The sequence below is a fragment of the Arthrobacter sp. MDB1-55 genome, from assembly GCF_059092925.1.
On sequence record NZ_JBNHID010000001.1, the window covers coordinates 1,362,096 to 1,375,306 of the forward strand.

At 64.4% G+C, this 13,211-nt stretch carries 11 protein-coding genes; 3 read left to right on the forward strand and 8 right to left on the reverse strand.

Annotation, left to right across the window (positions count from 1 at the left end; translation table 11 throughout):
• Window positions 1-231: 231 nt before the first annotated feature.
• Window positions 232-870, forward strand: coding sequence for a vitamin K epoxide reductase family protein (locus AC5RU3_RS06490; protein ID WP_309071050.1), 639 nt, complete (start codon window positions 232-234; stop codon window positions 868-870).
• A 19-nt stretch (window positions 871-889) separates the two neighbouring features.
• On the opposite strand, the gene dxs is transcribed toward AC5RU3_RS06490, so the two are convergent.
• The 4 genes from dxs to AC5RU3_RS06510 all read right to left on the reverse strand — a co-directional run bounded on the left by dxs (window position 890) and on the right by AC5RU3_RS06510 (window position 9,276).
• Complete coding sequence (gene dxs, locus AC5RU3_RS06495; protein ID WP_309071051.1) at window positions 890-2,863, reverse strand: 1-deoxy-D-xylulose-5-phosphate synthase; 1,974 nt, start codon at window positions 2,861-2,863, stop codon at window positions 890-892.
• Window positions 2,864-3,032: 169 nt separating this feature from the next.
• Window positions 3,033-5,828, reverse strand: coding sequence for an aconitate hydratase AcnA (gene acnA / locus AC5RU3_RS06500; protein ID WP_493965074.1), 2,796 nt, complete (start codon window positions 5,826-5,828; stop codon window positions 3,033-3,035).
• Between the two features lie 173 nt (window positions 5,829-6,001).
• Window positions 6,002-7,303, reverse strand: a complete 1,302-nt coding sequence (locus tag AC5RU3_RS06505; RefSeq protein WP_493965075.1) for a class I SAM-dependent RNA methyltransferase — start codon at window positions 7,301-7,303, stop codon at window positions 6,002-6,004.
• A complete protein-coding gene (locus AC5RU3_RS06510; RefSeq protein WP_493965076.1) occupies window positions 7,300-9,276 on the reverse strand; it encodes an APC family permease in 1,977 nt (658 codons plus the stop codon). The genes AC5RU3_RS06505 and AC5RU3_RS06510 overlap by 4 nt, the downstream gene beginning before the upstream one ends.
• Window positions 9,277-9,359: 83 nt before the next feature.
• Here AC5RU3_RS06510 and AC5RU3_RS06515 point away from each other — a divergent pair, with 83 nt between their 5' ends.
• Both AC5RU3_RS06515 and AC5RU3_RS06520 read left to right on the forward strand, forming a co-directional pair.
• A complete protein-coding gene (locus AC5RU3_RS06515) occupies window positions 9,360-10,034 on the forward strand; it encodes a potassium channel family protein (RefSeq protein WP_493965077.1) in 675 nt (224 codons plus the stop codon).
• A complete protein-coding gene (locus tag AC5RU3_RS06520) occupies window positions 10,031-10,693 on the forward strand; it encodes a potassium channel family protein (protein WP_309071056.1) in 663 nt (220 codons plus the stop codon). Before AC5RU3_RS06515 ends, AC5RU3_RS06520 begins: the two co-directional genes overlap by 4 nt.
• 7 nt (window positions 10,694-10,700) lie before the next feature.
• Here AC5RU3_RS06520 and AC5RU3_RS06525 read toward each other — a convergent pair whose 3' ends face one another.
• The 4 genes from AC5RU3_RS06525 to dut all read right to left on the reverse strand — a co-directional run bounded on the left by AC5RU3_RS06525 (window position 10,701) and on the right by dut (window position 13,074).
• Window positions 10,701-11,438: a DUF3159 domain-containing protein gene (locus AC5RU3_RS06525; RefSeq protein WP_493965078.1), complete on the reverse strand. Its 738-nt coding sequence runs from the start codon at window positions 11,436-11,438 to the stop codon at window positions 10,701-10,703.
• Complete coding sequence (locus tag AC5RU3_RS06530; protein ID WP_493965079.1) at window positions 11,435-11,692, reverse strand: hypothetical protein; 258 nt, start codon at window positions 11,690-11,692, stop codon at window positions 11,435-11,437. The genes AC5RU3_RS06525 and AC5RU3_RS06530 overlap by 4 nt, the downstream gene beginning before the upstream one ends.
• Before the next feature lie 88 nt (window positions 11,693-11,780).
• Window positions 11,781-12,539, reverse strand: coding sequence for a DUF3710 domain-containing protein (locus AC5RU3_RS06535; protein ID WP_493965080.1), 759 nt, complete (start codon window positions 12,537-12,539; stop codon window positions 11,781-11,783).
• Window positions 12,540-12,594: 55 nt separating this feature from the next.
• Window positions 12,595-13,074: a dUTP diphosphatase gene (dut, locus tag AC5RU3_RS06540; RefSeq protein WP_493965081.1), complete on the reverse strand. Its 480-nt coding sequence runs from the start codon at window positions 13,072-13,074 to the stop codon at window positions 12,595-12,597.
• Window positions 13,075-13,211 lie beyond the last annotated feature (137 nt).

The following is a 13,211-nucleotide window of genomic DNA, read 5'->3' on the forward strand; positions in this document are numbered from 1 at the left end:
CTTTTCCTGCCCGATCGCTGAAACCAGCGCGGGTTCTGCCCGGCGGATTCTGCGGGGTTCACCATGAAGTGCCAAAATCCGCAGGAGCGTCGCCGGCAGAACCGGAAGCCTGTCACTGGACCGGCACCGGAATGTGGTTCCTGCGCCAGCCACCTTCATTGTCTCACATGCCCGTCATAAGGCGTTGTAGCGCCGGTTAGACTCGCTGGTGGATGACCACAGGAGGGGTGCATGGAAGACGACGCCCGGGATGCCCCAACGGGCGTGAACGGCTTGCAGGGCGGTGGCATACCGGCTTTCGCCTCTGACCGTGGTGTGGCCTGGCTATTCGCAGTGTGCGGGTTCATCGGGTTCCTGGCTTCGGGCCAGCTGGTCCTTGAACGGCTTGCCCTTTACGAGGACCCGAACTACGTCACCTCCTGCGACATCAGCCCCTTCGTCTCATGCGGAGAGGTCTTCCGCACCTGGCAGGCGGCACTGTTCGGGTTCCCGAACCCGCTGATCGGCATCGCGGCGTTCACCGTCATTCTGACGACGGCGATGGTCCTGTTTTCCGGTGCGCGTCCGGCCCGCTGGTACTGGCGCGGACTGCAGGTCGGCGTGGGCCTGGGCTTCCTGTTCGTCGTCTGGCTGTGGAGCCAGGCGCTCTTCGAGATCCATATCCTGTGCCTGTACTGCATGGTGGTCTGGGCAGTGATGATCGTGCTCACTGTCCTGCTGACGGCGCGCAACGTGATCTGCGGGGACCTTCCCGCGCCCGCCGGCCTGCGTCAATTCCTCGCCGAATGGGCATGGCCGCTCACCGTGCTTCTCCTGGTGGCGGCAGCAGCCTCGGTGTTCTTCAGTTTCTCCCAGGCATTCCTGGGCTGAAAGGCAGGCCCACAGTGGGTCAGAGCTGAGGCAACTGCCCCGTGGCCGAGGGAACCTCACCGGGAAGCGGACGGGCAACCGGGACCTTGGTGCCAAGAACCTGCTCGACGACGTCCTGTGCTACCTTCCGTGCGGTGAGTCCGACCCGCTCCATCACTTCGCTGCGCGAACCGTGGTCAAGGAACTCCACCGGCAGGCCCACCTCGTTGAGCGCTGTATCGACCCCCGCCGAGCGCATTTCCTGACGGATCCGCGAGCCTACCCCTCCGGCGCGCACTCCATCCTCGATCACGACGACAATCCGGTGGTCCGCGGCCATGGAAATCACTGAGGCGGCCACAGGCAATACCCACCGGGGGTCGATCACCGTGGAGCTGATGCCCTGCGCTCCCAGCCGGTTCGAAACATCAAGCGCCAATTCACTCATGGCACCCACGCTGACAAGCAGCACATCGTTGTGCCGGGATCCTGCAGGCCGGCGGCACAGGACGTCCACGCCGTCCTCGAGACGCTCAATGGCCTCGACTTCCGCTCCAACGTTGCCCTTGGAATAGCGCACCACCGACGGCGCGTCGCTGATGGCTACGGCTTCGCGCAGCTCTTCACGGAGTCGGGTGGCATCGCGCGGTGCCGCCAGATGCAGACCCGGGACGATCTGGAGCATCGAGAGATCCCACATGCCGTGATGGCTGGCCCCGTCAGGCCCTGTCACGCCGGAGCGGTCCAGCACGATGGTCACGCCTGCCTTGTGAAGGGCGACGTCCATGAGGAGCTGGTCGAAGGCACGGTTCAGGAACGTCGCGTACAGCGCCACCACCGGGTGAAGACCACCGAACGCCATGCCCGCAGCACTGGTGAGCGCATGCTGTTCCGCGATGCCGACGTCGAACACGCGGTCCGGGTGCTTCGCAGCGAACTTGTGCAGTCCCACCGGAATGAGCATCGCGCCGGTGATCCCGACGATGTCTTTGCGCTCATCGGCGATGTCCGCGATCTCCTCGGCGAAGACGGATGTCCACGATTGGGCGCCCGCAGCACCGATCGGCTCACCGGTCTCGGGGTCGATGATGCCGACGGCGTGGAACTGATCTGCTTCGTCGGCACGAGCGGGAGCGTAGCCGTGCCCCTTCTCTGTGATCGCATGGACGATGACCGGGCCGCCGTAGTTCTTGGCATGCGTCAGCGCATGCTCCACTGCCGCCAGGTCGTGGCCGTTGATAGGACCGATGTACTTCATGCCGAGGTCTTCGAACAGTCCCTGCGGCGCCCACCAGTCCTTCACGCCCTTCTTGGTGGCGTGCAGGCTCTTGTAGGCAAAGCGGCCAACCGGTCCACCGTTTTGGAGCTTCCGCTTCCACCAGTCGAGGGTTCCCTCATACACGCGGTGGGTGCGGACGGAATCGAGAGTGGGACGCAGGGACGCCAGATAGTCCGCTACACCGCCGATCGTCGGAGCGTAGGAGCGCCCGTTGTCATTGACGACGATGACCACCCGGCGCCGCTTGTCTGCAGCAATATTGTTGATTGCTTCCCAGGCCATGCCGCCCGTGAGCGCGCCGTCACCAATGAGGACGACGGCGGTACGGTCCTCTTCCCCGTTCAGAAGGCGTGCACGGGAGATGCCGTCCGCCCATGAAAGGGAGGACGAGGCATGCGAGCTTTCGACGACGTCGTGCACTGATTCAGCGCGCGAGGGGTAGCCCGACAGACCACCCTGTTGCCTGAGTGAGTCGAAATCCTGCCGGCCGGTGAGGAGCTTGTGAACGTAGGACTGGTGACCGGTGTCAAAGACGATGCTGTCGCGTGGCGAGTCGAACACCCGATGGATGCCGATGGTCAGCTCGACGACGCCAAGATTGGGACCAAGGTGGCCGCCCGTTCGTGAGACGGTCCGGATCAGGAAGGCCCGGATCTCCGCGGCCAGACGGGAAAGCTGCTGTCCGGACAACCTGGTGAGGTCTTGTGGGCTGTGGATGGTCTCCAGAAGTCCCATCGCGCCTCCTTCTGATACTTGCGATCTGCGGCTCCGGTGCGTTCTCACACGCTCTTAACTCTAACGCGGTCCACTGCTCACCCGTGCCCTGGCTCGGAGCCGACCTGCCCTCAACGCAGAACACGCCGCGTCCTGAACCGGACGCGGCGTGTTCTGGATAATTGGTGAATCAGGAAGCTGCTGCCAGCTGGCGCAGTACGTACTGCAGGATTCCACCGTTGCGGTAGTAGTCGGCTTCACCCGGGGTGTCGATGCGCAGGACCGCGTCGAACGTCACGGGATTGCCCTCTTCTTCCGGTGTGGCGGTCACCTTGACGGTGGCCGGTGTGTTGCCGTTGTTCAGCTCCGTGACGCCCTCGATCGAGAAGGTCTCGGTACCGGTCAGCCCCAGAGTGGCAGCGTTCTGGCCGGCGGGGAACTGCAGCGGCAGTACGCCCATCCCGATCAGGTTGGACCGGTGAATGCGCTCGTAGCTTTCAGCGATGACGGCCTTCACTCCGAGCAGCGCGGTTCCCTTGGCGGCCCAGTCGCGGGAGGAGCCCGATCCGTATTCCTTGCCCGCCAGAACCACCAGCGGTGTGCCTGCGGCCTGGTAGTTCATGGCGGCGTCGTAGATGTACGCCTGAGGGCCCCCGGTCTGGGTGAAGTCGCGGGTGAAACCACCCTCCACCCCGTCCAGCAGCATGTTGCGCAGGCGGATGTTGGCGAAGGTGCCGCGGATCATCACTTCGTGATTACCGCGGCGGGACCCGTAGGAGTTGAAGTCCTTCCGGGCGACGCCGTGCTCGAGGAGGTAGCGGCCCGCGGGGCTGTCAGACTTGAACGAGCCCGCGGGGCTGATGTGGTCGGTGGTGACCGAATCGCCGAGCTTCGCGAGGACGCGTGCACCCTCGATGTCGGCAACCGGCTCCGGCTGTGCCTGCATGCCCTCAAAGTACGGGGGCTTGCGGACGTAAGTGGACTCCGTATTCCAGGCGAAGGTGTCACCCTCGGGGGTGTCCAGCGCCTTCCAGCGGTCGTCGCCGTCGAACACGCCCTCATAACCCTTGGCGAACATGTCCTCGTCGATCGAGGAATCGATGACCTGCTGCACCTCGGTGGCATTCGGCCAGATGTCCCGTAGGAAGATGTGGTTGCCCGACTCGTCCTGTCCGAGTGCATCGTTCTCGAAATCGAAGTCCATGGTGCCCGCGAGAGCATAGGCGATGACCAGCGGCGGTGACGCGAGGTAGTTCATCTTCACGTCCGGGTTGATGCGGCCTTCGAAGTTGCGGTTGCCTGAGAGCACCGCGGCAACGGAGAGGTCGTTGTTCTGAATCGCGTGGGAAATCTCTTCCTCAAGCGGCCCTGAGTTTCCGATGCAGGTGGCGCAGCCGTAGCCGACGATGAAGAAGCCAAGCTTCTCCAGGTACGGGGTAAGGCCCGACTTGTCGTAGTAGTCGGTGACAACCTTCGATCCGGGGGCAACAGAGGTCTTGACCCAGGGCTTGGAGGTGAGGCCCTTCTCCACAGCGTTGCGCGCCAGGATGGCGGCAGCGAGCATCACCGACGGGTTCGAGGTGTTGGTGCACGAGGTGATCGAAGCAATGGTGACGGCACCGTGATCGAGCACGAACTCGCGGCCGTCGCTCATGTTCACCGTGACCGCCCGGGACGGACGCCCGGTGGCCGACGCTGCGGCCGAATGCTTCAGGGTCGACGTCATGGCCGGGACGTCCGAGGCCGGGAAGGACTCTTCGAGTGCTTCATCCAGTGCGGCCTCGTCGGCACTTCCGGTGTAGTTGTGGATGTCCTTGCGGAACTGTTCCTTGGCCTTGGTCAGCTCGATACGGTCCTGCGGGCGCTTGGGGCCTGCGATCGACGGAACAACCGTGGACAGGTCCAGCTCGATGTACTCGGAGAAACGGATCTCACGCGAGGGATCATGCCAAAGACCCTGTTCCTTGGTGTAGGACTCGACCAGCGCAACGCTCTCTTCGGACCGGCCGGTGAGGCGCAGGTACTCGAGGGTGACATCGTCGATCGGGAACATGGCTGCGGTGGAGCCGAATTCCGGGCTCATGTTACCGATGGTGGCGCGGTTGGCCAGCGGAACCTCGGCAACACCTTCGCCATAGAACTCGACGAACTTGCCGACGACGCCGTGCTTGCGCAGCATCTCCGTGATGGTGAGGACGACGTCGGTGGCAGTTGCGCCCGCCGGGATGGCACCGGTGAGCTTGAAGCCGACAACCCGCGGAATGAGCATCGAAACGGGCTGGCCGAGCATTGCTGCCTCGGCCTCAATGCCGCCGACGCCCCAGCCGAGCACGCCGAGGCCGTTGACCATGGTGGTGTGCGAGTCGGTGCCGACGCAGGTGTCGGGGTAGGCCCGGAGGGTACCTTCAACTTCACGTGTCATCACGGTGCGCGCCAGGTACTCGATGTTGACCTGGTGCACGATGCCGGTTCCCGGGGGTACAACCTTGAAGTCATCGAACGCGGTCTGGCCCCAGCGGAGGAACTGGTACCGCTCCCCGTTGCGCTCGTACTCGATTTCCATGTTGCGCTGGATGGCATCGGAGTTACCGAAGACGTCGATCTGCACGGAGTGGTCGATGACCATTTCTGCAGGTGCAAGCGGGTTGACGCGCGCCGGGTCTCCGCCGAGCTCCTTCACCGCTTCGCGCATGGTCGCCAGGTCCACCACGCAGGGCACGCCGGTGAAGTCCTGCATCAGGACACGCGCCGGGGTGAACTGGATTTCGGTGTTTGGCTGGGCGTCGGCATCCCAGTTCGCGAGTGCGCGAATGTGATCCGCAGTGATGTTTGCACCATCCTCGGTGCGCAGCAGGTTCTCGAGCAGAACCTTGAGGCTGTACGGAAGGCTCTCGGCGCCTTCAACTGCATTCAACCGGAAAATCTCGTATTCGGCACCGGCGACGTCTAGTACGCCTTTGGAACCGAAGCTGTCCACACTACTCATGTCAGGACTCCTCTCGCCGTCTTCTATCTTTGTTCCGGCGGGCGCGAGCTGCTACTTAGGAGCACCTAAGACTCCAGGGGAGCAGGTATCGGTTTTTCGCGGCGAATGGAGGCTGCGAAGTCCACGCGGAACAACCGTTTTCATCCTAGCCGGTTGCGGGCAACCGGGTGCGTTCAGGCCGGACGGAGAACAGAGACTGACTCCATATGGTGGGTGTGCGGATACAGGTCGAACACTCGCAGGGAGTCCAGCTGCCATCCGGCGGCCGCAAAGTAGGCGACATCCCGCGCGAAGGAAGCCGGATCGCACGAGACGTACACGGCCGCCTGTGCGCCGGTGCCGGTAATCGCACGGACAACCTCCTTTCCCGCTCCCGCCCGGGGAGGATCCAGGACGACCGCGTCAAGGTGCGGCCGGCGGTCCCGCAGCACCTTCTCAACCTTGCCCTGCACGATATTCACCTGCGGGCGCCCGTGCAGGTTGCGCCGGGCGTCCTTGCTGGCTGCCGGGGATCCCTCTACGGACAGCACCGCGCCTGTCTCGCCCACGCGGTCCGCCAGGGCGGCCGTGAAGAGGCCGGCACCGGCGTAGAGGTCGGCCACGCGCTGACCCGGTTGCGGATCCAGTCCGGCAAGAACCGCGTCCGTGAGCACCCTGGGCGCGCTGCGGTGGATCTGCCAGAACCCCTCGCCCGTCACACGGAAACTGTTGGTGCCCACGACCTCACGCACCCAGGTTCTCCCCCGCAATCCGGACAGCACGTTCGTGTCAGGATTCCAGGCAGCCACTGAGGCACCGCTGATGCGGCCTGCAAGGGTGCGGATTGCTCCCTCGGGGGTGTCCGCTACAGTGCGCAGCAGCACGAGCGGTTGCTCATCTCCGGAGGCCGCTGCCACTTCCACACCGGTGACCCCGCTGAAGTCGATGTTCCACAGTCCCAGGGCGTTGATGGCCGGGACCGCCAAGGGCATGTCAGCCACCGGGACAAGCTCGGTGGAACGGTGCTGGTGCATCGCAAGATGCCCGCCGGCGTCGACGGCGAAGCCCACCCGGGTGCGCCAACCCAGCCCGTCAGGCGCTTCATCGGGGACCGGTTCCACGGTGACGTCCCGTTCGATGCTTCCGAGCCGTGAAAGCTGCTCCGAAAAGATGCCCGCTTTCAATCGTCGCTGCGCAGAAAGCTCGATGTGCCCGAACTCCGCGCCACCCACCGGCCGCGTTCCCCGCATTCCCGCCAGCACCGCGTCAGCAAGCGGCCACGGGTGGTTCACGCGGTCCGGCGACGCCTGAACGACGGTGGTGGTGTCGGCACGCCAGAAGCGGGCGTCGTCGTCGTGCTCTGTGAGACGGGCCTTCACCACCTCACCCGGCAGGGCGTGGCGCACGAAGATCACCCTGCCCTCGTGCCGGGCAACGAAGTGCCCGCCGTGGGCGGGTGGGCCGATGGTTAGTTCGATTTCTGGAGTGTGGGTCACCTGAGGTCCTGGAATTTTCGGGCGGCATCGGAGGATGCCAGCTGCCATGGCACGCTTGCCACCATAACCCCCGGCTCGAAGTGGAGCCGGGTCTTGATGCGCAGCGCCGTCTGGTTATGCACCAGCTGCTCCCACCACTTGCCCACAACGTACTCGGGGATGTAGACCACAATGAGGTCCCGCGGAGAGTCACGGCGCATGGACTGGATGTAGTCCATGATCGGCTGGATGGTGTCGCGGTAGGGGGAAGCCAGGACCGTGATCGGCACCGGCACTTCGAGGCGGTCCCAGTCTTCGAGGGTTCGCCGCGTTTCCTCGGGGTCCACATCGACCACGATCGCATCGAGCCGTGAGGGTCGAGATGCCCGGGCAAAGGCGAGGGCACGCAGCACTGGCTTGCGCACATGGGAGACAAGAATCACGGCATGCACCCGTGAAGGCAAGGCACGGGCGGACGCGGCGTCGTCGATGGCGAGTTCCCGGGCTACCTGGTCGTAGTGCGCCTTGATGCTGAGCATCACCGCGAACAACACCACCATGGCCAGGACCGCAATCCAGGCGCCGAACTCGAACTTGGTCACAAGTACCACCACCAGCACGGCCGCAGTCAGCAGGAACCCTACGGTATTGATGGCGCGGGACTTGTTCATCTGCCAGCGGCGCTTCTTGTCGAAAGTGCTGCGCAGCTCACGGCTCCAGTGCTTGATCAGGGCGAGCTGGGTAGCGGTGAAGGAGACAAAGACGCCGACGATGTACAGCTGCACCAGTTGGGTGACGTCCGCGCGGAACATGAAGATCAGCAGGATAGCTCCGAGGCCGAGCGCCATGATCCCATTGCTGAACGTCAGGCGGTCCCCGCGGGTACGCAACTGGCGTGGAAGGTATCCGTCCTTGGCCAGGATGGATGCAAGGACAGGGAAACCGTTGAAGGCGCTGTGCGCCGCGAGCAACAGGATGAGCGCAGTCGCTCCGACGACGATGATGAAAGGCACGCTTCCGCCGTCGAAGACGGTCCCGGCGAGCTGACTGATGACCGGATTCTGGATGTAGGACCCTGCCACCGGTTCACCATTGAGCAGCAGTTGCTCGGCCGGGTTCTGGACCACGTGCACCCGGGTGGCGTTGGCGAGATAGATGATTCCTGCAGTCATCAGCGATGCGACGATCCCAAGGATGAGGAGAGTGCTCGCAGCATTCTTCGCCCGCGGACGCTCGAAGCTCGGAACGTTGGCGCTCGGAGCCTCCACTCCCGTCAGCGCCGCCGCGCCCGAGGAGAAGGCGCGCAGGATCAGCAGCGCGCCGGCAAGCCCCACCAGTCCGCTCTCGAAGGCAGGATCGGGAATGATCTCGAAGCGCGCACTCGGCGCCTCGCCCAGTGTTCCGGTGAGCCGCTGGACAAAGCCGGCAGTACACAGGGCGAGGATCGCAGCCATGAACACATAGGACGGAACAGCAAGCACGCGCGCGTCGCGCGTGAACCCCCGAAGGTTGACAACCACCAACACGACGACGGCGGCCGCTGCCAGGGCGGTCTGCGTGCCTGCAAGCGCCGGTGCGAGCGAGATGACGTAGTGCGCCCCTGCCGATACGGATACCGCCACTGTGAGGACGTAATCAACCATGAGCGCCGCAGCAACCGTAACTCCGGCGCCATCCCCCAAGTTGCGGCGGGCTATCTCGTAATCACCGCCACCTGAAGGGTAGGCGTGGACAGACTGGCGGTAGGAGGCGATGACCACTAACAGAACCACGATGACCGCGAGGCCGACCCAGGGAGACACCGCGACGGCTGACACACCGGCCAGCGCAAGGGTGAGCAGGATCTCGTCGGGTGAGTAGGCGGTCGACGAGAGGGCGCTGGTCGAAAAGAGCGGCATCGCGATCTTCTTCGGCAGCGTTTCATGCCGCAGCCGGTCGTTGCGGAACGGCTTGCCCACCAACACCCGTTTGGCGGCCTCGAAGAAAGTCAGCACAGCCCACAGACTAGCGCGTTTGCACGCCCCGACCTCCACTAGGCTTGTGGGATAACCAGCAGCAGACAAGCAGGGGTGGCGCAGTGGCGCATTTCGTAATCATGGGCTGCGGACGGGTCGGCGTGAGCCTGGCGCACACGCTGGACGAATCCGGCCACAGCGTGGCGATCATCGACCAGGATGACCGGGCGTTCCGCAGGCTGCGCGGCTCCTTCGGCGGACGCAAGGTGACGGGCGTAGGCTTCGACCGTGACACCCTGAAGAGCGCCGATATCGAAAACGCGTACGCTTTCGCCGCAGTGTCGAGCGGAGACAACTCCAACATCCTGGCGACCCGGGTGGCGCGGGAAATCTTCCACGTACCGCACGTCGTCGCACGGATCTACGATCCGGGCCGTGCAGAGATCTACCAGCGCCTCGGTATCCCCACGGTGGCGGCGGTCCGCTGGAGCGCAGATCAGGTCCTCCGCCGGATCCTCCCCGAGCAGAGCATCAACGGTGACTTCCGCGAGTCTTCAGGGCGGCTGATCCTCGGTGAACTCACCCTCCACGACGGCTGGTTGGGACGTTCCATCAAGGACATCGAAAAAGCTGCCGGCGTGCGGGTTGCCTACCTCACCCGCTTTGGCGAGGGAATGCTGCCGGGCAGCGGAACCAGTTACCAGGAAGGCGACGTTGTGCACGCCATGATGGAGACCGCCGCAACAGACGAAGTGGCTCGGGTGCTCTCGAAGCAGCCGCGGGAGGAGCAGGAATGAAGGTTGTCATTGCCGGCGCGGGAAGCGTCGGATCCTCGATCGCACGTGAACTGCTGTCCAACAACCACGACATCCTCCTCATCGATGAGAAGCCGGAGGTGGTGGGCCGCAGTGGGCTGAAGGGCGCACGCTGGCTGATCGGTGACGCGTGCGAGCTGACCACCCTCAAGGACGCGAAACTGGAAGAGGCCGACGTCGTGGTGTCCGCTACCGGCGACGACAAGGTGAACCTCGTGGTCTCGCTTCTGGCCAAGAGCGAGTTCGGCGTCGGACGGACCGTGGGACGCGTGAACAACCCCAAGAACGATTGGATGTTTGACGATTCCTGGGGCGTCGATGTCGCAGTCAACACACCGCGCCTGATGACAGCCCTGGTGGAAGAGGCGGTCGAAATCGGCGACCTCGTGCGCCTGTTGACCCTCCAGACCGGCGTGTCTGCCATTGTCGAGTTCACCGTGCCCCATGATTCGTCCCTGATCGGGCGAACGCTGGGGTCAATCGAGCTGCCCGCGGACTGCACGGCAGTTGCGATCCTTCGCGACGACGCTCCCATCACTCCCAGCCCCGACGACGTTGTCGAGGCCGGTGATGAACTGTTCTTTGTTGCCGCGATCGCAGCCGAGGACGCTCTGCGGGCGGCATTACGGTCCGCTACCTGACGTCCCCTTACGCCGGCGGATGCTGCTGCTTCTCGAGCGCCGGACGCGATACAAGCCAGGCGAACCAGAGCCCCAGTGCATAGAGTGGGACACCCATGGCCACACGGGTGGCGCCGAGGGCGGCGATGTTATCTACGAGGTACAGCGGCACCTGCACGATGAGCCGCAAGGCGAGTACTGCGATAATCAGCCAGGTGGCAAGTGAGTAGGCCTTGATCCGCGCCGGGTGCTTGCGCCAGTCGGTGCCCTCCCCCCGGATGAAACCGAAGAGCAGTCCCGCCAGGGGCCAGCGGACAGCAATGGAAATCACCATGCCCACGATGTAGGCGGCGTTCGTGAAGAATCCGGGAAGAAAGAAGTCTTCCGCGTTGCCCGTTCGGTTGGCAACAAACGCGCAGATGCCCACGCCGATCAGCCCGGACAGTGCCTGGGTCAGCGGCGTTTTGGTGAGCAGGCGGACGACGGCGAAGACCGCTGAGACTGCGAGGGCAACGATGAGTGAGAGCTGCAGGTCCCGCGCCACGGTGAAGATAACGGTGAACAGCAGGCCGGGAAGTATGGCTTCGGCCAGTCCGCGCACTCCGCCGATGGACTGCATGACATCGATGCGTCCGCTTTCGTCCTGCCGCACGCCGGCTTTCGCGGCATACTGGCCGGCGATCGCTCCGAGTCCGTTATCTGCGGCTGGCTGATCGGGGGCGTCGGCCGCCTCGTTGCCCGGGCGGTCCTCGGCGGACTGGTTCACGGTGACTCCTCAGGACGGCCGACAATCTCGTAGCGCGGGTTATGAATAGTGCGTATTCCATCGACCATGCTGACCATCCCCTCGAAAGCCAGGTTGATACCTGGGTCGATCCCGGGAACCCTGCGCTGGCCGTTCCAGATGAGCCGGACCCTTCGATCCCGGTCGGAATCTCGTGGACCGGCGGTGGAATCACCGGGATCCAGGGCAACCGTCGCTGAAAACTCGGGCGGAGCACTCCGGGGCAGAATAGTCACACGCTCCACGAAGCCCCTCCCGGCGACGCGTCCGCGGTCCGGGAAGCCGGTCCCCCTTGCCTGCTCCCGGTGGGCTGTAGAGCCATGATCAGCCAATGTGGGTGATCTCGGGGCCCCGCCGCAGCGGATCGTCGGGCGTCGTCTTCGGCCGTTCAGGCTGCTGCTTCGGCGCACCCGCGTCCTTCGGCAGCCTGAGCTGCAGAAGTTCCCGTGGAGGCAGCGGATGGTCCCCACGAACCACAACCACATTGCGGAAGAGCTGCTCCATCGGCTCTGCCACCGCGGGATCCATGGCGGCCGGCCCCCCGAAGACGCCGCGGAGGAACCAGCGCGGGCCGTCAACGCCGACGAACCTCGCCACCCGGAACCCTGCACGGCCATCCGGCGTCTGCGCGGGGAGTTTCGCGATCAGTTCTGTGCCGAACTCGCCCTCACGCTCCTCGACGGTTCCACCCTGCGATCCGACGGATGCAGCGATCTGCCCCCGGATCTCGTCCCAGAGCCCTTCCGACCGTGGAGCGGCGAAGGCCTGAAGCTGCAGATTCGAGCCCTTGATATCCAGGGTGACTGCGATAACCCGCTTTGTCCGTTCCTCGACCTCGAGGCGGAGCTGCAGGTTCTCGGCAGCGGCAATCCGCAGGGCTCCAAGATCGATATAACCCGAGCTCGTGTCCTTTTCAGCATCGTCGAAAGGACCGGTCGCAGCACGACCGGTGGCCAGCGCACCTTCCTCCCGTGCGCTGGACGGTTCGAGTTCCTCGCCGGCTTCGGTGGTCTCGCCGGATTCAGCCGCAGTGGTTGATGCAGTGCTACGGTTTTCGTTCTTCTTGCGGCGCCCGAAAATCATGATCGGGATCCTCCTTCAGTGGTCATCGGCAGCCCTGTCGCTGCCAGTCGTTGCGTCAGCGCGGGGCGCCTGTGGTCGGAGTGAATCCCCCGGTCGAACCGAAGCCGCCCTCCCCGCGAACGGAGTCCGGCAGCTCGTCCACCGCCACGAATGCCGCCTGCTCGACCTTCTGGATAACCAGTTGGGCAATGCGGTCGCCCCGGCGGAAGGACAGGGCAGCGGAGGAGTCCGTATTCAACAGCGTCACGGCCACCTCACCCCGATATCCGGAATCGATGGTCCCCGGGGCGTTCACGACGGTGATCCCGTGCTTGGCTGCGAGGCCGGAACGGGGATGGACGAATGCTGCGTAGCCGTCAGGCAATGCCAGCGCAACGCCGGTCGGGATGAGGGCACGCTCTCCGGGCTGAAGTTCGAAGTCGACGCGGGTGCGAAGGTCGGCACCGGCGTCGCCCGGCTGCGCATAGGCAGGGGGTTCGAGTCCGTCGTCGAGCATTTTGATCTGCACGGACAATGCTTCAGCGGTATCAAGCACGTCTTCTCCTGCACGGGTCTTTTTGATGGCGGCGCGGTATGCAATGCGCATCGGCGATGCGCCGGAAGTGCACGGCGCACCGGAGCACTTTGCTCCATTTACTGTAGCGCTTCCACCCGACCGCCCACTCCTGGGCG

What these genes read in the sequence shown, in the direction of transcription:
- AC5RU3_RS06490 (WP_309071050.1), top strand. Translation starts at nt 232, where the DNA reads ATGGAAGACGACGCCCGGGATGCCCCAACGGGCGTGAACGGCTTGCAG.
- dxs (WP_309071051.1), bottom strand. Translation starts at nt 2,863, where the DNA reads ATGGGACTTCTGGAGACCATCCACAGCCCACAAGACCTCACCAGGTTG.
- acnA (WP_493965074.1), bottom strand. Translation starts at nt 5,828, where the DNA reads ATGAGTAGTGTGGACAGCTTCGGTTCCAAAGGCGTACTAGACGTCGCC.
- AC5RU3_RS06520 (WP_309071056.1), top strand. Translation starts at nt 10,031, where the DNA reads ATGAAGGTTGTCATTGCCGGCGCGGGAAGCGTCGGATCCTCGATCGCA.
- AC5RU3_RS06535 (WP_493965080.1), bottom strand. Translation starts at nt 12,539, where the DNA reads ATGATTTTCGGGCGCCGCAAGAAGAACGAAAACCGTAGCACTGCATCA.